The sequence below is a fragment of the Halomonas sp. GXIMD04776 genome (assembly GCF_049808615.1).
In the GTDB taxonomy this organism is placed as follows: domain Bacteria; phylum Pseudomonadota; class Gammaproteobacteria; order Pseudomonadales; family Halomonadaceae; genus Modicisalibacter.
The window spans coordinates 37,727-57,133 of record NZ_JBNCAN010000010.1; the positions used below are offsets into that span (position 1 = coordinate 37,727).

The following is a 19,407-nucleotide window of genomic DNA, read 5'->3' on the forward strand; positions in this document are numbered from 1 at the left end:
AATTCACCTGGCGGTGCCCGCGAGGCCGCGGCCCGGGCGAGCCCGCCAACCATCTGCGCAGGAGACCTGAATGGTAGATCAAATCACGATGCCGCCGAGAGCCGGTTACTCGGCTGTCCTGGCCAATGACTTCATGGTGATCCTTCGCGATCACGGAGAGATCGTGAGCGTCCGGGAGGACGCGGATTCTGTCCTGGAGCACCTGAGCTGCACCATCCCAGGCGGCCTCAAGCGCCAGCGCGTCTATGTCGAGGAGGCGCCTGGGGGCGACGACTTCTACGAGCTGAAGCACCAGCATGGCAACCTGGACGGGGTTGTGCAGTGCTCGAGTCACCAAGCCGACCATCTCACGCAGCTTGTGTCGACCGAGACGGTAGGTGGTCATGGATAGCGAGCTGACCCTTGTTCGCCCCCAAGGCTCCCTGGCGCTTGCGGCCGGCGCCCAGGACGCGCTATCGGAGGCCAAAGGCAATGCAGGGCTCTCGTACCTGCTGAACCTCAACTCCCGTCGCAGCCGGGTCACGATGCGCTCGCACCTACAGTTCATCGCCAAGCTGAGCGGTGGCTATGACATCCGTGGCTGCCCATGGGCGCTGATCCGCCGTGAGCATGTCCGGTCGATCGTGGAGATGATGACCGAGGTGGGAAAGGCGCCAGCCACGGTCAATGCTGCCTTGTCGGCCATGAAGGGTGTCGCCCGTGAGGCATGGGTCATGGGTGACATGGACAGCGAGAGCTACCAGCAGATCCGCGACTTGAAGGGCGTCCCTGGCTCCCGTCTGCCTAAAGGGGTCCACCTGGATGAAGCCTCGATCCAGGCCCTCAGTTCCGCATGCGAAACTGACGACAGCCCCAAGGGCATCAGGGATGCAGCGTTGCTCCAGCTGCTGGTATCGACAGGGCTTCGCCGGTCGGAGAGCGTTTCGGTGGACCTGGAGGCGATCGATACCAGCCGTAAAGCCATCAGGATCGTCGGGAAGGGCAATAAGGAGCGGCTGGTCTTCTTGCCCGACCGGACGTTCAACCGACTCAAGGCCTGGCAGTCCTGTCTTGCCCGTGACACTGGCCCCTTGTTCACCAGAGTACGCCGGCATGGGGTGGTGTGCGATCAGAGGCTGACCGATCAGGCCGTCTACTACATCATCAAGGAGCGTGCGGCCCAGGCCGGGATAGACGAATGCGCCCCTCACGATTTCAGGCGGACCTTTGCCACCAACCTGCTTGATCGTGGCATTGACGTGCTGACCGTGCAGTATGCGCTGGGGCACTCGAACCTAGCGACCACGCAGCGCTATGACCGTAGCGCGGAACGACGCCTCGAGGAGGCGATGAAGGGACAATGAACCAGGAGCCCGGAATGCGAAACATCCAGATCCTGCATGACCGTGAGCGCTTCAGAGAGATGCTGAGCTATGCGGTCTCGCGGGAGAATCTGTGGGGGAACATCGACGTGATAACCCGAGACGGGGCGCCGGGTCTGCTTCTCGTCGTGCTCGATCAGCTCGACATGCCCAACCGGGTGTCCTCAGGGGTTGTCCATGAGTGCTACGGAGACGCACTGGCCGATCTGGGAGACATCCTGGATGATCTTAACCCTGACTTCCGGCCTCTGAGCCACTTCTAGCCAGGCGGCATGACATGAGAAAGGGAGGCCGTGGCCTCCCTGGGTCGCGTGGTCGGTCGGCGTCAACCGAAGTGATTGCGGAAGGAAGACGGGTCGAGGATGCCCCATCCCTCGAGGGAGTAGTACCCGTTGGCGCCCTCTGGTGAGCTTGGATCTCGGATGAAGAGGATCTTCACCTTCAGCTCCTCCCGGATCGAGGTCAGCTGTCGTTTGACGGTGCCGGCAGGTATGCCAGTCTCCGAGGCGATGTCCTGAAGCGACGGCCGCTCCATGGTGTCGATCGCCCGCAGGATGGCGTACTTGCGCTGTGTGTCTCGCGATAGGCTCGGCATCGGTACTATTCCTCTCCCTCGACGCCAAGCAGCTGTACGTCCGACACTCGAGCCCGCAGCGGCTCGTCGTCACCATTGTCGAAGCGAACCCAGCAATAGCCCGCTTCAGGGTCGATCCGGTCGGTTTGCAGCACACCGCTACGATGCCCGTCTGAGGTGCTGACGCTGACCACGATGCGAGCCCGGGTCGGTTCCTTGGTTGGCACCGGCTGGGGCGGGGTGGCGCTCTTGGCCTCGGGGTCTTTCCGTGCATCCCGCTTGGGAGTGGCCTTGTCCTCTTGCGGCAGCTCGGCGCCAGCGCCAGCTTCTTCTCCCGCAGCAGAACCTCCCTGGCCAGGCGAAGGGCTGGATGACGCTTCGCTCGAGCCCGCGGAGGTGCCGGCACTTGGCACCTTGTCGCCATCGCCGCCCTCAGAGGGTTCCTCGAATCCCCGGAGGCTCGGTTGGTCGTCGTTGGTCCCAGGGCCAGGAGCCGGCGCCGGGTTCTCCGGGGACGGGATCTCGGGATCTTCAGGCAGGCCGCCTTTCTTGGCCTGCTTCAGAAGCTCACGGCATGCCTTCCGGCTGATACCTTCCTCCAGGGCCTTGGCGCAGATCCGCTCTGCCTGTTCCGGGGCGATAGAGTGCAGCTGGCGCAGCGTGTTGAGCGATTCCGGGTCAGACGTAACCTCCTCATCGTAGAGGCGCATCACGCAATCGGGGAGCTTCAGCAGGGACAGGTGAGAGGAGACGTACCCTCGGGACTTGCCCAGTCGCTTGGCGACATCCATGCCCTGCCAGCCGCGATCGATGAATTTCTGGATGCCCTTGGCGATCTCCATCGGGGTCAGGTTCTCGCGCTGGATGTTCTCGATCAGCTCGCCAGCCGTCTCATCCAGGTCGTCCAGCTCCTTCTTGTTGACGATCGCCTCCACAGGCACACCAGCCAGCTTACAGGCTCGCCAGCGCCGCTCACCCTTCTGGATGCGGTATTTCCCGCTCTCGTCCTTGGGGTAGACGATGATCGGCTGCTCCTGGCCGTTCACCTTGATCGATTCGGCCAGCTCCTCGATGCCAGCAAACTTCTCTCGTACCTGGCCTTGCTTGGGCTCTACCTCGGCGGTATCCAGCATCAGCACCTCTTTCGCACCCTTGGAGCGACGAGACAGGCTTTGTAGGTTGCTCAGGTTTCCCAGTGCCATGTCAGCCCACCTTTTCCATGAGTTCGTTGATGACCGCTCGAATGTCCTTCGCCGCGTCACGCGCTGAGGTCGTCTTGATGCTCCATACGGGGACGCCGAGGTTGTTGGCCTCGTCCAGTTTACCGCGCAGGCCGATCTCCGCGGTGTAGACCAGATCGGGGACTGCTTCGCGCAGCTGCTCGCATGCCCGCAGGTGAGAGGGGAAGTTGCGGTTCAGGTTGTTGATCACCATGCCGGTGTTCTCCAGGTCGGGGTTCAGTTCCTCCTGGACGTTGATGATGGTGTTGAGCAGGCCTTCGACGCCATCCAGGGCAAAGCCGCTCACTTGGACCGGGCAGATGACGTGAGTGGACATGGTGAGAGCGGCGACGAGCTTCCGGCCAAGGCTGGGCGGGCAGTCGACCGCTACATAATCGTAGTGCTCGAGGATTCCGCTGGCCTTCAGGTTGTTGATCGGGTTGAGGACGCAGTTGAGCGGCATGGACTCGATTTCCGACAGCTCAGGGTCGTTCTTCTCGGTCCAGATCAGGTCCATCCCACGGGCGCACCGCATTGGGCGGATGTCGGTGTAGTCTTCCCGGAACAGGAACGCGGAGGGGGTTCCCGTGTACTCGCCTTCCTGCTGGCTCAGGCGACTGGAGGTGTTGCCCTGAGGGTCCAGGTCGATAGCGAGCACCCGAAACCCTGCCTCCTGTAGATGGAAGACAGTCTGGAGGCAGATGGTCGACTTGCCGACCCCGCCTTTCTGATTGGCGAAGCTGATGATCTTGGTCATGGTGTCCCCGGTTGCCCGGCCTCCAGAGGAGGCAGGATGGTTGGTCCTTGCCCGGCTCAGGATGCAGGGCCTGGCCAGGCCAATTTCGCATGCGAAACATAATAGTCGACATAAAGTGAGCCGACAAGGATCATAAGGCGGGACAGGTAGAGCATAAATAAGGCCTAGCGGGCGCCAGGCCGTAGAGGGTTATGCCGAGGCCTAAGCTGCCTCTTGTTCCTCGGTGGACGCCTCCTCCTCGATGACCGGGCTGACCTCGCCACCGAGTAAGCCGATCAGCTCCTCGATGACGGCCGCAAGGGCTGGGATGTGCAAATGGGCTTCGGTGTCGAAGGCCGAGGCATCGTCATCGGAGGGGGCGGCACCCTCGATCAGCGCGTCATCGAATTTGACCTTCTTGAGCGCCAGGTCGTCCTGGAGAACCAGCGCCAGCTGGTCGGTTCTGGCCACTGCAAGAGCTGAGCAGATTCGGCCGCCCTCGAGGTGTTGCTGGATCTCGTCGCTCTCGAGGTCTACCTCGGTGGCTTTGATCACGCCCTCATCACCGGATGGAGACTCAAGCTGACATGCCTCGCCCAGCTCCCAGCCTTCCGCACGCTCAGCCGGGTTGGCCAGCCAGCGTGTCATCAGGTCAGTAGCGCGATCGCGAGTGGCGAGAGGCGTGACCTTCAAGGAGCCGGTGGTCAGTCGGAGCAAGTCCAGGGCTTCCTCAGCTTTCTTGCGGCTGGCGGCATCCACCAGAATCCAGCCTCGCTGGGTGTCGATGGCCACCAGGAAGTGACCCGTGCGCTTCAGCGCTCTGGGCAGCAGCTCCTCGTAGACCTCCTCCTTCAGGATCTGCTTCTCAGCTCGCCGCAACGGAGATCCAGACGCCTTCTCGCGTGCCGCAGCACGCTCCTCAACCTCTTCTTTGACCGCAGCGGCAGGAAGTAGCCGCTCTTGCCGGCTGAAGCGCAGAACCAGGAATTGCGAGTTCACCGGATGCACCATCTGGTCACCACAGACGGTCGACCACCCTACCCTTTTGGCCTCGGTCGCGGCGCAGGCCCGGAACAGCTGCTTCTGGCACAGCTGGGCCAACTGGTCGGTGTCAGGGAAGCGGCTGTGGGCTCGGTAGATCAGAGCATTGTCGAACATGTAACCCCCTATCGCAGTGTGGTGACTATGGATAGGGGCGCAGGTGTCGGGTAGGCATGGAGCTAGGCACGTTATAGATAACGGTATAACTCCTCCTCCCCACCAGCTACGCAGGCAGCTGGCGATGCTGCCTACCGGGGGGACGCCGGCCCATCGACGCCCAGGGCCTCCCGGAGGAAGGTGTTGGCCGCTCGCCGGCCGGCATTATCCCGCATTCGGCCTGGGGCTCCGTCAGCTGCGGTGGCCCAACATGACGCATACGCCGCCAGAACCGGCTCAGCATCCTCCACCCTGCCTTCATTGAGGCAGTGCGTGATGTAGCGCTTGTCTTCATTCGTGAGAGGAAGCTCTCGGAGCTGTTCAAGGCGAGTATCTGCATGCGCCATATTGTAACAATACCAGACGATAATTTATAGGATTGCGAAGGGCCAAATGCCTAGTGCCGGCCCCCGCGGGGAGGTAGAGCGATCCGGGATCGGGGCTGTGAGCTACCAGCAGCAAGCGCCTCACGAGCGTCGTGGCCTAGGTTCACAACGCCATGGACGGCCTCCTTGAGGTTCCAGACACCATCCTCGTAGGGTGCAAGGCTGACCCTGGCCAAGCCAGCTGGGAGGTGGACTGTGAAGCTCTGAAGGCGGGGGTCTTCAGAGCTATCGATCAGGTCCAGCTCGATTTCATCGATGTGGTCGGTGGCTACGGCATACACCGTGTACCGGGCATCGAGACCCAACTGCTGGCGGGCGAGTTTGCTCATCATTTCATCGAACTGCGGTGGGGTGTCGGAGACCTTGATACTGGCTTCGTCCCTCATGAGGCCTCCCCCGGGGTGCCATAGCCGGTGGCTTTCGCCCGCCGATCGGTGCGATGACACAGCCTGCGGCCGTCGATCCATAACTCCCGGAAGATGCCCTCATGGGTGTAGACGCCGATTAGGACATCCAGGGGCTCCATGTAGTAGGTCGATGACGGCTGCTGGGTGTCATCGACCAGTGCCTCTTCTCGGACCTTCATCACCAACGCTGTTTGCCCAGCCAAGGGCACGGCCTTGTTCTTCATCCCCCACTTCCAGACGACGACCTCCTTGGGGGCGAACCGCTCGTGGGAGGGAGCCTCGTTCAGCATGTCCAGCGCCAGGCTGCGAGTGGCTGCCGTGATGGCGCGATCCCCTGGGTCGACTGTTGCCTGTTCGCCAGCGGGGGCCTTCCGTCCGGTGAGCCACCGGCCCAGCCCTGCCAGCCAGGGCTCCTTGCCTTGTGTCATGCGTCAATCCTCGGGTTTTTCCGGTTCCTGCCGACTGCGACAGCTACGCCAATCAGCGTCCAGCCAGCAACGATGGTAAAGCCCAGGTGGAGAAACGCCCCGTAGGGTGGTCCCAGCTTCACCGAGAGGAACATTGACCCGCCGAATGCAATGAACCAGCGGAACCAGTAATCAGCAGAGCGCTCCGCTACCCAGCGGGCCTGCTCCGGGGTGAGAGGATGATGCAGCCAGCGGCGGGGATAGATGGTCCTCTCGCGATTCCCATGGCCAACCTTGCGAGGCTGGCGCGGGAAGATGCGGTTGACGGCAAGCTGCGGGAACATGCCCTCCAGGGCACGTCGAGCAACACTGATGCGTGGCGGTTCATGGTGTGACATAGACGCCCTCTAGCACAGCGCCCGGGCTCCCCGGGAGGAGCCTGGGCGCCTTGGTCGGTCATGGAAGAGGTTACAGGTTGCGCATCTCGGCAGCACGCAGGGCACCGCGGCGGATCTGGGCTTCGCCGTTCGCGTCCTCGTAGATAGTGGTCGGCGTGGCGCCAATGCCCGCCTGCTGAGTCAGCTGGCTGTTCTGGCTCACGATGTCCATCGCCTCGGTGCTTGAGGCCCCGGAGATTGAGCCGCCCTGCTTGATGGTGGCCATGGCCTCTGCCGGGTTCTCAGAATCCACGATCTGTGCCGCTTCGTGCAGCGACTGCTCTCCCAGGAAGCCCACCGGCACCCAGCGAATGGTCACGTCCTCGAGGACATCACGAGAGGCCTCATACATGCGCTGGCAGTAGGGGCACTGGGTATCATAGATGACGTACAGCACGCGCTCGCCAGAGCCCTCTTCGACGTAGAACGGGGCATCCTGGATCAGCTCCAGCGCCTTGGCTTCTTCGTCGTCGGAATAGCCGTTGTCGGCCTGGCTGGCGCCAGCTCGACCCGGCATGTTCGCCAGGGGGCTGTTCTCCATGTGCTCTTCCATGTGCGCCTGGGTCAGGTTCTCACCGCCCTCACCGAGGATCATGCCGACGAACGCATGCTTGCCGTCCTCGGTGGTGTAGATCACGTTGGTGTCATTCTCGACGCTGATAACCCAGCCATTGATCCCTTCCAGCCCAGTGTCGAACGTCTTGTCCACCTTGGCGCCCGGAATGCCCAGGTCCGCTACGGCCTTGGGCAGCTCCTTGGCTCCCTCAGCTTTCGAGTCTTCGGCGAAGGCGCTGCCGGTCATCAGGGCAGAGGCGATGGTGACAGCTGAGGCGATCAGGGTGAGGTGCTTCATGGGTGTGCTCCTTGAGCTTAGGTTTGCGCCAGCAGAACTGGCGTGTCTCTCGCCATGCAGGGCATGGCCACATCGGGGTTTTCCTATCTGCTGCATCAAGGCAGCAGCTCTTCAATGTCCGCCTCGCTGCGGGAGGCGGCCTGTTCACGGGCCTCTTGGTTGGCTCGGCGAACAAGCTCACGGGCCTCTTCATAAAGGTCCGAGGAGCTGTAAGAGGTGTCACCATGGCGATCCAGGCTGGTCTCAATCGTTGGCGCGTCTGTCGGAAGGCCGAGGTCACTGAGCACCGTGTCGGTGATGTCCGGGAGTGACCCATCGAGCACGGCTGCCTGGCGCACGATCACCACGGCGCCATCCGCCACCTCTTCAATCGCGGGGCGCACGCCACTGTCGATGCGGGATAGGGTGGAGATCGCGGCGTCTCGTGTCTCACCGTCCTCGCCCAGCAGGCTGCTGGCTGCGGCACGGCGGGCATTCACGTATTTCGCGGTATCGAAGGTGACGATCTGCGGTGTCTCTGCGTCGGACGATGCCCAGGGAAGCTGGACCGGGATGGCGGTCAAGGCGAAGGCGGCAATGCCCAGCGCCCCGCCCACCACGGGGAGCACCCTTGCCAAGGGAGATTGTTCTCTGGGCTTCTGTGAATTCGGTTCGGTGTCGCTCATGGCTGCCCCTGTCGTCTACGCATGAAAAAGCCCCAGGAGTTACCCAGGGGCTGTAAATGAATGATTTAGAAGGGAATCTCCCCGTCTTCTTCCTCGTCACCTGCACCGCCATTGGCAGAGCGCGGGTCACGCAGAATGCGGCATGTGTCGACCATCAGGTTGGTGTACACCGTGCCATTTTGTGCCTTGCGGAAAGACAAGGCGCCTTCCACAAAGACCAGTTGGCCTCGCATCAGGCGGTCTTTCATCACTTCAGCGAAGCGACCACCGATGATGCAGTTGAGCCACATGGCTTCATCAGTCGACTTCTTGGCCATGTTGATGCCGAACCGAACGTAGGTGTTTCCCTTGTCGTTGGTGCGTGCTTCAGGCTCACCGATGTGACCGATCTGGATAGTCTTGCCCCACATGTTCAATCTCCTCTCTCTCAACATTCCCACCGAATGGGTCTCGGTAGGGGATAGGGGCACCACTGACACTAATGGCCGCCTCCTGGTGATTTTTTTCGATAGGCCGAGAAAAGCCCCCTAGCTCGAAGAGTTAGGGGGCGGGGAAACATCACCGCTGTAGGTGACGTGCGATCTTTGCCCTGGGCTGGAGGAATTTCCATTGCGCCAGGTTGTTGAGGAACATGCGGCGGAAGAACCGCTTGGTGAAGCTCACCACGAACACGTCCTCATCGCTGTCGATAGACTGCAAGGTGCTTTCCCGGTGCAACTCACGGTCAGGCCGGCGCACCTGGATCACAGTCCCGTCCTCGGTGGAGAACGCGAAGCCCTCCAGGTCATTCAGCGAGAACACCTCGAAGGCCACGTTGGCATCAGTGCCAAGGCTGGCCATCTCGCGCCGCGTTGGCTGGCGCCAGCTCCGTCCCGCTTGGCGAGGGAGGACGAATCGCGACCCTTGCTGAGGGTCGATGACGAATGCCACCTGATCCTCCTCGAGGCTGTCCTGGGGCAGCCCGCCAAACTCACGACCAAAGGCCAGCGCGTCTTCCTGGTTCACGATCAGCTCGATGTTCATTGCTCTCTCCTCTCACATTCCTGCGTGATGCAGGTCTCAGAGGGAGATAGGGCAGGGACTGCCACTCAGCTGGCGCCGAGAGGCTGGCAAACGGATTTCGCATGCGAAATCGGCGATCGCCTGGGTTGAGGGTATGCGGGCAGGAAAAAGCCCCCTGACGCTTAGCGTGCAGGGGGCAGTGAATCATGATGCTGGACGAATCGAGCAGCGTGTCACCACGGTCTGGGGAATCCCCCGGTACTCACCGTGCTCCTTCACACGCCCCTTCAACACGACCTTATCCTCCTCGAGGGCCTTGCCAGTCTTCCAGACGATCTGGCGGCCTTCAGGATCTCGAAAGATATGCTTCCACATCAGGCCCCATCGCGTTTCCGACGAAAAGGACCGTTTCCGCACAACTTTCGTCTCAAGGCGCTCACCAAGATCCCCGGCGTACCCGAGGGCCTTCAGTGATTCAGCGCCAGCTTCAAGCTCCTCATAGCGGTCAAAGGCGGTTACCGCAGCGACCATGACGCCGACGCCACGCCTCAAGCCAACCATGTCGAATCGAGCATGATGAATGATCATCGACTCGAATTCGCCGAGGTCAGACTTCTCCGGGAGCACCTTACGCGCCCAGTGGATCACAGCGTCTGCCCGAGCCACATCCTCAGAGGAAAAGGCCTTCATGCCCTTGCTGGCCATGCGGCCGGAGCGTGCCATCTCCCCCACTATCTCAGCGGTGGCGAGGTCACCTGTCTCCTCAGCTCGAGCGCGTGACACGAAGCCTCGTTGGCGGATCTGGCGCACTGCCGCGGCCATCAGCCAGCGAAGGTCTACCACTGGCTCAGGCGGACGACCGTTGCTGAACCCAACCTCATCGATTTCCTCGACCATATTGATCACGGTCATCAACAGCTGGGCTCGCCGCATCATCGCGTCGGCTCCCTGACGGCCGACATAATCCTTCAGGCAGGTTTTCCCCACCTCCAGGATCTTGCCGGTCTCCACTTCCTCCAGGAGGAAGAGGTAGCGCCGCTCACGCTGCATGTGGCAGTGATCGCAGTCCCCCGTCGCATCACCTGAGCGATACGGCTCTGGGAGCCGGTTGTAAGCCCAGGCCAGGGGCGTGACCCGAACGGCTTGCGCCGCTGCCATGTCGATCCGCGCCAGCATGCGATACCCGTCGATCTTCGGGGGCTCGCCTGTGATCGCGACCTTTACGGCGAGGATCTTCTCCTCACGGATGTAGGACATGCGATCTTCGAGGTCGACCGTCTCGTGGGTCCACGGTTTCACCGCTTCTTCCAGGACGCTGATCTCGAAGGGCTGCATACCGAGCTTCTTGGCCTTGCGGTCCAGCTTCTCCACCTTCTCCCGCAGCGCGGGGAGGTGGCACTTGGGAATCCAGCAAGTGGTCTTGCTCGTCTGGGTAGTCATGATCGTTCTCCTCTCTCATTCCTGCGGGATTGCAGGTCTCAAGAGGAGGTAGGGCGGCCAGTGTCCGATCGACCGGCGACGGGGAGCGGGCATGAAAAAGCCCCATGCTGCGAACAGCAGAGGGGGCTGGAAGGATTATGCGCGTAAATTGGCAGCAGTGAGAATCGGCTGCACCGACCGCTGTAAACGGCCGGGCCTAGTTCGACTCACCACGGTTATGACCAGGGTGGTTAGCGAGAGGAACCAGCATTTCATTCACCAACCAGTCATAATCATCGGGGATGTCAGCTTGGGTTAATCGCCCAGACTCCACCATATCCGATAGCCCATCATGAAGCCTTTGGTAAAGGCTCAGAATATCGTCTGTCTTGGCATTGCTTACAGGTTGGGCAAGTACGCTCATGATATATCTCCTTTTCATACCAGCTGTATAGCCGGCCTCGCTAGGAGATAGGGGTGGAGGTGACCTATCACAGGCCATTACGAAAAAGCCCCATGCTGCGAACAGCAGAGGGGGCAGGAAGGGTTATGCGAGCAATTCAGCATCGTCGAGATGCTGCGAGGTAAGCCTCACGAACGAGGAATCCCCTTCTGGCCTGAAGACGTTTCGGCGCCGAGGCAAGTTCACCTTGGTGAACGTGTCGGCTTCCAGGCCACCAACGAACCGCACCTTGTACGGTAGCTTGATGCGATCGCCCTCTTTGAGTCGAGCACGACGCTTCTTTCCCTCGGCATGCTTGCGGCAGCGTTCGCGCCACTCGCTGGCCCACTTCAGAGAGTCACCCGTCACCACCCCAAGGCGCTCCAGCTCGTCAATCGGCGTGAGCAGCTTCAGGATGCCTGGAGGACACTGGGACAACCCAGGCCCTACGGTCTCATCCATCGACTTGTAGCAGAACTCTCCCTGGGCGCTGCTAGTTTTGGCGACCGCGGCGATCGTGAAGACCACCGGGGACTCGCCCTCCATCTCACCTTGCTTGGTGATCTGGACCGCAGCGTAGTAGGTAGAGCCCACAAAGCTCGACTTCAGCACAACATGGGAACCACTCCCGCTGGAGTAGTTGTCATCCAGGTAGGCTTTCCGGTCGGCCGGCATCGGCATGCACATAGTACCCATGATCTATCTCCTCTCTCATTCCTGCGGGATTGCAGGTCTCACAGGGAGATAGGGGGCGCCCTGACACCGCCAGCCTCGATTTCGCATGCGAAACTGGGCGCACAGCAGGGGCGGTCTCGGTGGGCCTCATGCGCTGTTCAGGATACCGTTCCAATCGTCCGCTTGAACTCCTCGCGCATTGCCGCAAGGTCTGCAAAATCAACCTCTTCCCCGATACTGCCATCCTGATTGATGATGTGGTATCGACCTCCATCCTGGGTCAAGAACATGACCTTTCCATAATGGGGAGGGGTGTGGCGGGCTTTCCGAATCGCATCCTTGATGTCGTGCTTCGTCTCAACAAGGCGCTGAATGGGCACGTCGCCAGGAATGTGAGAGAGGCAGACTACAAAATCAGGGTAAAAGTAGTTTTTGTGATCCCCGCGGACCACGCGAACCGCATATCGTTTCTTTTCAGGGTTACGGAACCACCACGATATGAAATCAGCACGGTCCAGCGCTTCTGCAAAGCGCAGCTCGTCGCTATTGAGAGCGAAGGTGAAATCAAAGCGGGCCGTGCGAAACTCCCGGTCTTGTAGCTTCCAGCTGGAAGTATCCATCAGCCGCTGGGCATCGTACTCAAGGTGCTGGTCAAGCTCTCCGAGCTGCTGTGAGTCAGGTGGCAGGACGCCATATAGATGCTTTTCTGAGCCCAGTAGCGGCACGCCATCAGCAAATAGCAAAGCATCGGGCAATGGCTCCGCTTCTGCCGTTTCAGCGTGCTCAGCAAGTGCGGACCAAAAGGCCTCAGCCAGCCTCGACTCGCTGGCGCGGATGAGCCAATGAGCCGCATAGCGGCACATCCGCTTGATGGTGGCATCATCAACATCCTGATCGGCATCTTCAAGGGCCTCTCGAATGTGCGGCTCAGTTTGCCTGGCCATAACGCTGACTAGGATCTTGCGGTCCTCCTGCTCGACATTCGGCAGACGTGACATGACTGCATTTGCCTGCTTGGCCAGCGCATTACGGTCTATCGTAATGCGAACCGATTGAGTTGATACCTTCTGCTGAGTTAGCTCGACGTGACGCTCGACTTCTTTGAGGCGGTCTCTCGCTGCCAGCTGCGCTTCGCGCATCAGGCCTGGAGAAATCGTAACCTGGGTCGCTGCTCGTTCCGTGATCTTCGCCATATCTAGCGCACTGGGGCGATTCTCACGCTTCATTGAAATTGGCACCTGGGGGAGATGGCGGCGGCAATGGTAAAGCCGAATACCATAAGCCCGCAGACATTCTTCAAGCTCTTTCTCAGTAGAAGCATCTTGCGGCGAGGGCCGCGCTGCCTCTTGATCACCCTCAACGATGGTGTCCAACTCATCATCAGTAAAAAGGGCTCCCTGGGGTTGCTTGCCAGTGCTGGTACTACTGCTATGGCGACTTTCGGCCCCATTGCCTGAAGCGTCCCCGCTTGAGTCACCGCCCCCCTGGCCAAGGGAAGTGGGAGCTTCAAAAGCGTAGGAGAGGGGCTTTTGCCTGGTGGGGCGGTTCGTGAAGGCCTGGGCACCCGACTTGGTGTGCCTCAATACCATTTTTTCTGTTTCACCTTCAAGCCGACTCTTGACGGCCATAGCGCTATTCACCGCAGCCTGGTAGCCCGCTTGAGCTTCAGCATTGGCCAAATAAATATAGGCCGTATTGAGTTCTGGTGGAATGTCATCGACATCCGTGAACGCCTGCCGGATAGGCTTTGCCACCCGCATGACACGGCCGACATATTGCATAGCAAAGTCTTGATCATTGACAGATTTTGTTGTCGCCAAGACAGCTGCGCGAGGAGCATCAAAACCTGTTCCAGCAGACTGCTTAAATATCAACACTTTCTTGGTGGTATCATTTGCGATAGCAGACATCATGACAGGATCTGGCGCATCAGCAGAGTGCTTCCCAATCGCATGAGGCGATACTCCACACTCGTGCATTAGGATCTTCTCTGCCGCCTCAATGGTTCCTTCACCGTTCTCGACCTGAACCAGAAGCAAAGGCTCCATCACGATGCCAATCTCATCCAGCTGACGCTGAAGAAGCAAATTCCGACGCCAGGCCTGCTTTATCACGGTAACTTTCAAGTCGGCTACATCATGAGTGGCTTGCCCAAGCTGATACATTACGGCCTCGATATAAGCCTTGTTCAGCCTGGCCTTTACCACATCAGATCGACTTACGCCAAAGGACTCAAAGCTAGATTTTCCGGCACTCGACAAAAATTGGTTGATACGCTGACTTTTGGGTGTGGCGGTCGCCATAGCAAGGTAACTGGGAGCCAGCCACTTTATAAAATGACCGAACTCAGTAGCTTCATCCAAAGCTATATGCGCTTCATCGATGATCACGCCGATTTCATAGCCCAGTGAGCGAGCCAGGCCTATGAACTCCGCGGGCGTTCGGGCGCTCTCACCACCCCCCATGTCATAGCCTGCCTTACGCCAGCTGGCGCGAGAAACGCCACTTGTTGTCGACAAAAGCACTTGACCTGGAGATGGTTGCTGGTTGAGCCCATTGCTTAGAAGCTGACCACTCAGCTCTGTAGCATTGGTTGCCAGGGCATCCAGTGTTTGCTGCAACAGCGTCACATAAGGAACAAACCATAGCCAGATCACGTCATGGTTTGTTGATACATTCCCTAAGACACGCGAGAGTATAAAGGTCTTCCCTGATCCAGTGGGCGCCCTGAGCAAACACGGCGGCTCACCGCTACCCTGAATGGTATCAGTAATGTTGTCGATAAGAGTGGTCTGAAACTCCTCAGGGACAAGCAACGCACCTTGCCCTGTGGTAATTTCCTCTGAAAGTGAGCGCGCCGCGGGGAGGGTCATTGGGCAACCTCCTCAACGGCTTTCCTAACACCTTGAGCGCGGCGGAAGGCATCATCCAGCGGATAGGATTCGACCGTGCGCGTCTCTTCTACTGCGCTGCGCACTGAGTCCGGGCGCGGAGAGTAGACCACAATGCGCTCCGCAGGCCACGAGGCGAGCCGGGATAAGACATCCTCGGTAACACGGCGACAAACCAGTATGGATGCGCTGTTGTCGTTTGCGGCAACCAGAATATCATCCTCATCTGCTTGCTGGTGAATTTCTCTCATTTCTCGAAGCGACACGAGGGCGTGCGCGTGCTCAGCCTCACCTTCAAAGTCGAGATCCGCTTCTTCCACAAGAGCCATGGTGAGGTAAGCGAAGCCATCATCCGTCCGATTTACACCATCACGCTCTTTGGCTTTCAGGACACGGCGTATACGCTCGGCACAAATGTCGCGACATAGATTTTTATCCGGCTCACGCTTTGTTGCCTCAGTGCTTGAACAGAGGATATATTTCCGACTGCCCCCATCCTTTTCATTCAGATCCATGACCGCATGGCCCGTTGTTCCACTCCCGGCAAAAAAATCTAACACAATATCGTTTGGTGCCGTGGCTTGATCCAGCAAATGGCGGATGAGCGTTAGAGGTTTGGCATAGTTAAATATCCGACTTCCAAATATGTCGGCAATGCCATTAGCGCCTTCTTTGTTCGTTGTAGACACGAAGCTGCCTGGCGCCTCATATTCGCCCTCCTCAAACCGAGGGACAATCCAGCTTGATAAAGGTTGGCGCTGATTCTTGAGATCGGCCTTGTATCGCTTAAATTGGGGCCTCCCAAACCCGACTGGAACACCAACCCAATCCTCTAGGTCAGGCAAACCACGGCGAAGCAGGGGCGTTTTTCCTGTCTTCGGAACATCCCCGCTGTCTATTGCCTTTAACAGATCGTCCATTGTTTCCCATATTTCGACCCGTTGACCGTCTCCAGGAAAGATCACTTGACCAAGAGAAATGAATTCCTCCATTGTCTTAGCCTGTACTCTCTGCCCTGGCTTGAGCCTTTTCTCCGTCGCATACACCCACACACGATCTGGGTTGGGAGGATAGAATATACCCGTATTTCTGTCTTCTAGCGGGTAGTATAAATTCGGCCTCTCTTTATACGAAAACCCCAGAGTCAGGTCACTTGTTCGCCATGGACCTCTCGGGTCACCATCATCATTAGAATACATGGCGTAACTCTTTTCAAACCCATGAAAAGCAAACCCTGGGTTCCCATATACTAATATGTGTTCATGGTCAGAACTCATGAAGCAACCCTGGTCGGCGTTAGAACCTTGGCGCGTCCTCCAGACCATGCTTCCCAGTCGACGACCCGGCATTACCTCATCCATCATCAGCTCGAGGCGAGACCTATTTTCGTCATTAATCGAGACAAGCATCACACCATCAGGGGTAAGCAGCTCGCTTGCGATTAGTAGCCTTTGGTAAAGAAATTCTAGCCACTTGGAATGCTTCCACCTGTCAGTCTTTGACACGTATGAATCGTTATAAACCCAATCCTTGGTCCCTGTGTTATAAGGTGGGTCAATATAAATAACACGAATCTTTCCTGCGTGAGTGCTTCGCAAGAGACGTAATGAATCGAAGTTATCTCCTTCGATAATTAAATTCCCGGTCAGGCCGCCCTTCGGGAAGTGAGACAGCTCTTCTGAAACCCTTGGGAGAACCATATTTCCATTCAGAGCCTTGTCATGCTCGATGGCATCACGTTCCCAGGAAAGCCCTAGCCGCTTCTGTGTAAGCTCTTTCGCAAGCCACGCCTTCAGCTCTTGAGCGCTCAGCTGGTCAAGTCTTGAAAGAAGTTCTGTTCGCTTGGTTGTCGTCATGTTCCGTTCTAACCCTGCTCCGCGGCAATGCCGCTCCTGGTGTCCTTCGTATGTTGAGGTGAACCCTACCACACGCCAAGTAAACAGCATCGCATCAGCGTCGCTCGCCTGCTCCATGGCGCCAGTTTCGCATGCGGAATTCTTGACGCTGCACTCTGGCCAAGGTGGCGACGGTCTGTATGCCCCGGCCGCATCGCCACGATCGCACAAGAAAACCCCTGACAGCACTAGGCTGACAGGGGTTTGAGGGAAGAGGATGGAGCATGACGCGAGCGCGTCAGTCCTCCCCAGGGAGCATGATGGTGATCACCGGCTCATGGTTGTCTCCAGGGCCTATGTGCATCACAGCACGCTTGGGAACAACCCGTGGGCCGTTCTCCCGTGGTTCCATGACTCTCACCGTGTACTCGACTACGGGCGAGTCTCGCTCCTTGCGTGCGGCATGAACCGCGAGCGACAGAACATCCCACAAGCGGCCTGCCTCATCCTGAAGCGGGCCGTGTGGCCTAGCAGCTTGGTCCCAAGCCACCAGCTCATGCCAGGCAGCAGTAGTCAGGGCGACAGGCACCTTGAACCCTGCTTCCTTGGCGGCTTCGTTGACTTCAATCAGACCCCCATCTGCGATGGCATCGCTACGGGTATACGAGTGGATCAGGTCAGTAGCCTCAAACATGAGCACGCACCCCCATGGACTGAGCTGCAAGGAAGGCTTCCATCGGCACTTCCGTCATGCTCCAGGAAGGCTCCCAGGCACCTTGGCGCATGACAAGGCGCGTCAGTCGCTCAGTCGCCATGCCAAGATCCCAACGCTTGCAGCCGCGGGCGGCAAGGCCGCTCGCTACATGCTCAACCTCCCAGCACCACGGCGCATCAAGATCCACGCCGTACCGCACCTTGAAGGTTTGGCCATCTACTCGCACCACAGCGAACACGCCAGGCTCAGTGCCCAGGTACTCTCCGTGGTTCCCGTTCTTGCGGGTGAAGACAACGGTTTCCAGACGATCGCCGATCGTTTTCATGATTGCTTCTCTCTCTTGGTTCTCTCACATTCCTGCGGATGCAGGTCTCAAGAGGAGGTAGAGGCAGGACTGACACTCGACCGGGAGCGTGGTGGTAAGGTAGCGGGTGCAGTTTCGCATGCGAAATCGGAGACAGAGCGACACACCATGCACCCTCCTTCTGAAGGCCTCAGGGGCGCCAGCCACAGCGATGACAGAGTGATCGAGGTCCGGCACCCGCAGCACCCTGATAGCCCCGACCCTGTAGCGCTACTGCTCATCCAGCGCACCGAGCAGCAGGTGGGTCAGGATCGACGCCTCACGCTCAAGGTGAGGCGCATCGGCAATCACCCCCTGTTTGGCACCAACCAGTTCTCCTGGTCTGCCTGCTACTCGCCGGGTGACAACAGGGAGCCCGAGCGCATCAAGCTCACTGACGGGCAACTTCGCCCCGGTGGAAACGTCATCATCGGCATGCACGACCTTATCGGCCACCGCGTTGGCACATACCTCATGGCAGAGATCGTGGCATGGGCCAAGCAATGGCCCACCGCTGAGGTCATGCGGATCGACTTGTCCTGGCAAGACGAGAAAGAGGGTTGCTGGGGAGGGAACAACAAGGAGAGGCGAGATCGATTCTATGAGCAGTTCGGCATAGCCTTTGTCCCGGGCACACCGGGTCACAGCATCACCGCCAAGTCCAAGCCCATGCGAGCCGGCGAGCTGGTCACAGAGGAAGCGGAGCAGGCCTGGCGGTCGAACATCAGGGAGAGCAGTACCGTCGACGCGATCGCGGAGCAGCAGCGAGAGATCGCCATGCTGGCGCAGGAGTGCCAGCGTCTCGAGAGGGAGGCCATGCGGCTTCGAGAGGCCTGCCAAAACACTGCACGCCGGCCTGTCAGGCAGGTGCTGTCACGCATGGCTGCCAGCCCGTATGCCTGGGGCATGGTCGTTGTGGGGGTTGTCGCCCTATCCCTGTCCAAGGTGGTGGGGTAGCTGGCGCTCAGGTAATCGGGAATCGACGCGGCCCCAGAAATGGAAAAGGCTCCCGGAGGGAGCCTGTTGAATAGCAAATCACAATGATTTGTCCTGGCGAGAATGACAATCTCCAGGATTGGGCTAACTATTGCCGTTGCGATGCTGCTGGTGATCGTTGCGCAAAATCTGAACGTAAGTGAAACCACAAACGCCTGCCATAAGCAGGGCAAAAGCCAAGATCATCCAACCAAAAGGTGTCATAACCTACTCCTCGGTATCAGGTCGGCTGCGCTCGTTGAGCGCATGCAGCATGATGCCTGTTACCCAGATGATAGCACCCAGAGCAAACAAGGCAACGGAATCGCCTAGGGCGATCTTGTCACTTGGGGCGAATAACCCGAGTACGCCGGCACCCATGGCGCCGATACCCAGCTTACGCACATCCTCTGTGACAACCTGGAGGCTTGCAGGCCTCATCAGTGGAGGTCGCTCTCGCAACCATCGTCGGATCTTCTCAAACATGTTTTCCTCCTCATTCCTGCTCTAATGCAGGTCTCATAAGGAGGTAGGGGGTGGGGTGACACTTGGAGGGAAGCCTCCCGCAGCAGCAGCTGGGGGAGGCAGGGAATCAGCGATCCGGGCGGACAACTAGGCCATAGAGCCCGTGCGTGACCGGATAAGTGCGGCGCTGGCCATCGATCGAAAGCCTCGTGGAGGCCGAACAGGGCCAATCACGTCGATGGAACCGCACTTGGGCGCATCTGCGCTCAATGCCGAATTCGGCAGGGTCTGCACCTTCATGGTGGCGCTCATACGCTCGCCAGAATCCACGGAGGTCGCTCGCCTCCCGAACGATCAGCACGTCTTCAGTGTTCTGCATGGTCTCTCTCCTCATTCCTGCGG

24 protein-coding genes are annotated in these 19,407 nt (G+C 59.1%); 4 read left to right on the forward strand and 20 right to left on the reverse strand.

Features of this window, described 5'->3' with window-relative positions:
- The first annotated feature begins 70 nt into the window (after positions 1–70).
- The 3 genes from ACPF7Z_RS08385 to ACPF7Z_RS08395 are packed head-to-tail and all read left to right on the forward strand — an operon-like array spanning position 71 to position 1,624.
- A complete protein-coding gene (locus ACPF7Z_RS08385) occupies positions 71–391 on the forward strand; it encodes a hypothetical protein (protein ID WP_425192817.1) in 321 nt (106 codons plus the stop codon).
- A complete protein-coding gene (locus tag ACPF7Z_RS08390; protein ID WP_425192905.1) occupies positions 384–1,343 on the forward strand; it encodes a tyrosine-type recombinase/integrase in 960 nt (319 codons plus the stop codon). Before ACPF7Z_RS08385 ends, ACPF7Z_RS08390 begins: the two co-directional genes overlap by 8 nt.
- Positions 1,344–1,357: 14 nt before the next feature.
- Positions 1,358–1,624 carry a hypothetical protein gene (locus ACPF7Z_RS08395; RefSeq protein ID WP_179931224.1) on the forward strand — a complete coding sequence of 89 codons (267 nt, stop codon included), beginning with the start codon at positions 1,358–1,360 and terminating at the stop codon, positions 1,622–1,624.
- 62 nt (positions 1,625–1,686) lie between these two features.
- On the opposite strand, the gene ACPF7Z_RS08400 is transcribed toward ACPF7Z_RS08395, so the two are convergent.
- The 18 genes from ACPF7Z_RS08400 to ACPF7Z_RS08485 form a co-directional block, all read right to left on the reverse strand.
- Positions 1,687–1,956, reverse strand: a complete 270-nt coding sequence (locus tag ACPF7Z_RS08400) for a helix-turn-helix domain-containing protein (RefSeq protein ID WP_074211810.1) — start codon at positions 1,954–1,956, stop codon at positions 1,687–1,689.
- A gap of 5 nt (positions 1,957–1,961) precedes the next feature.
- Positions 1,962–3,137, reverse strand: coding sequence for a ParB/RepB/Spo0J family partition protein (locus ACPF7Z_RS08405; protein WP_425192818.1), 1,176 nt, complete (start codon positions 3,135–3,137; stop codon positions 1,962–1,964).
- A 1-nt stretch (position 3,138) separates the two neighbouring features.
- Positions 3,139–3,912 carry a ParA family protein gene (locus ACPF7Z_RS08410; protein WP_022524305.1) on the reverse strand — a complete coding sequence of 258 codons (774 nt, stop codon included), beginning with the start codon at positions 3,910–3,912 and terminating at the stop codon, positions 3,139–3,141.
- 201 nt (positions 3,913–4,113) lie between these two features.
- Entirely contained in the window at positions 4,114–5,049 is a 936-nt protein-coding gene (locus tag ACPF7Z_RS08415; protein ID WP_425192819.1) for a recombination-associated protein RdgC, read from the reverse strand.
- Between the two features lie 436 nt (positions 5,050–5,485).
- Positions 5,486–5,860, reverse strand: coding sequence for a hypothetical protein (locus ACPF7Z_RS08420; protein WP_230834755.1), 375 nt, complete (start codon positions 5,858–5,860; stop codon positions 5,486–5,488).
- Positions 5,857–6,309 carry a hypothetical protein gene (locus ACPF7Z_RS08425; protein ID WP_230834756.1) on the reverse strand — a complete coding sequence of 151 codons (453 nt, stop codon included), beginning with the start codon at positions 6,307–6,309 and terminating at the stop codon, positions 5,857–5,859. The genes ACPF7Z_RS08420 and ACPF7Z_RS08425 overlap by 4 nt, the downstream gene beginning before the upstream one ends.
- Positions 6,306–6,686: a hypothetical protein gene (locus ACPF7Z_RS08430; protein WP_425192820.1), complete on the reverse strand. Its 381-nt coding sequence runs from the start codon at positions 6,684–6,686 to the stop codon at positions 6,306–6,308. Before ACPF7Z_RS08430 ends, ACPF7Z_RS08425 begins: the two co-directional genes overlap by 4 nt.
- A gap of 70 nt (positions 6,687–6,756) precedes the next feature.
- Positions 6,757–7,578, reverse strand: coding sequence for a thioredoxin fold domain-containing protein (locus ACPF7Z_RS08435; protein ID WP_425192821.1), 822 nt, complete (start codon positions 7,576–7,578; stop codon positions 6,757–6,759).
- 95 nt (positions 7,579–7,673) lie between these two features.
- Positions 7,674–8,243 (reverse strand): hypothetical protein, encoded by a 570-nt coding sequence (locus tag ACPF7Z_RS08440; RefSeq protein WP_230834758.1) that lies wholly within the window; start codon positions 8,241–8,243, stop codon positions 7,674–7,676.
- A 65-nt stretch (positions 8,244–8,308) separates the two neighbouring features.
- Positions 8,309–8,653, reverse strand: coding sequence for a single-stranded DNA-binding protein (locus tag ACPF7Z_RS08445; RefSeq protein WP_074211802.1), 345 nt, complete (start codon positions 8,651–8,653; stop codon positions 8,309–8,311).
- A gap of 148 nt (positions 8,654–8,801) precedes the next feature.
- A complete protein-coding gene (locus tag ACPF7Z_RS08450; RefSeq protein ID WP_425192822.1) occupies positions 8,802–9,266 on the reverse strand; it encodes a hypothetical protein in 465 nt (154 codons plus the stop codon).
- Between the two features lie 183 nt (positions 9,267–9,449).
- The gene (locus tag ACPF7Z_RS08455) at positions 9,450–10,685 is read right to left on the reverse strand and encodes a hypothetical protein (protein WP_425192823.1); all 1,236 of its coding nucleotides are present in this window, start codon (positions 10,683–10,685) and stop codon (positions 9,450–9,452) included.
- Between the two features lie 196 nt (positions 10,686–10,881).
- The gene (locus ACPF7Z_RS08460; protein WP_425192824.1) at positions 10,882–11,088 is read right to left on the reverse strand and encodes a hypothetical protein; all 207 of its coding nucleotides are present in this window, start codon (positions 11,086–11,088) and stop codon (positions 10,882–10,884) included.
- A gap of 123 nt (positions 11,089–11,211) precedes the next feature.
- Positions 11,212–11,802 (reverse strand): DUF6927 domain-containing protein, encoded by a 591-nt coding sequence (locus tag ACPF7Z_RS08465; protein ID WP_425192825.1) that lies wholly within the window; start codon positions 11,800–11,802, stop codon positions 11,212–11,214.
- A gap of 137 nt (positions 11,803–11,939) precedes the next feature.
- Positions 11,940–14,654 (reverse strand): DEAD/DEAH box helicase family protein, encoded by a 2,715-nt coding sequence (locus tag ACPF7Z_RS08470; RefSeq protein ID WP_425192826.1) that lies wholly within the window; start codon positions 14,652–14,654, stop codon positions 11,940–11,942.
- Positions 14,651–16,528, reverse strand: coding sequence for a site-specific DNA-methyltransferase (locus ACPF7Z_RS08475; RefSeq protein ID WP_425192827.1), 1,878 nt, complete (start codon positions 16,526–16,528; stop codon positions 14,651–14,653). Before ACPF7Z_RS08475 ends, ACPF7Z_RS08470 begins: the two co-directional genes overlap by 4 nt.
- Positions 16,529–16,805: 277 nt before the next feature.
- A complete protein-coding gene (locus tag ACPF7Z_RS08480) occupies positions 16,806–17,201 on the reverse strand; it encodes a DUF6573 family protein (RefSeq protein WP_425192828.1) in 396 nt (131 codons plus the stop codon).
- The gene (locus ACPF7Z_RS08485; protein ID WP_425192829.1) at positions 17,194–17,547 is read right to left on the reverse strand and encodes a hypothetical protein; all 354 of its coding nucleotides are present in this window, start codon (positions 17,545–17,547) and stop codon (positions 17,194–17,196) included. Before ACPF7Z_RS08485 ends, ACPF7Z_RS08480 begins: the two co-directional genes overlap by 8 nt.
- Positions 17,548–17,694: 147 nt before the next feature.
- On the opposite strand from ACPF7Z_RS08485, the gene ACPF7Z_RS08490 reads away from it, so the two are divergent.
- Entirely contained in the window at positions 17,695–18,522 is an 828-nt protein-coding gene (locus ACPF7Z_RS08490) for a hypothetical protein (protein ID WP_425192830.1), read from the forward strand.
- Positions 18,523–18,768: 246 nt separating this feature from the next.
- Here ACPF7Z_RS08490 and ACPF7Z_RS08495 read toward each other — a convergent pair whose 3' ends face one another.
- Both ACPF7Z_RS08495 and ACPF7Z_RS08500 read right to left on the reverse strand, forming a co-directional pair.
- Positions 18,769–19,026 (reverse strand): hypothetical protein, encoded by a 258-nt coding sequence (locus ACPF7Z_RS08495; RefSeq protein ID WP_022524282.1) that lies wholly within the window; start codon positions 19,024–19,026, stop codon positions 18,769–18,771.
- Between the two features lie 106 nt (positions 19,027–19,132).
- A complete protein-coding gene (locus ACPF7Z_RS08500; RefSeq protein ID WP_425192831.1) occupies positions 19,133–19,384 on the reverse strand; it encodes a hypothetical protein in 252 nt (83 codons plus the stop codon).
- Between the last annotated feature and the right edge of the window lie 23 nt (positions 19,385–19,407).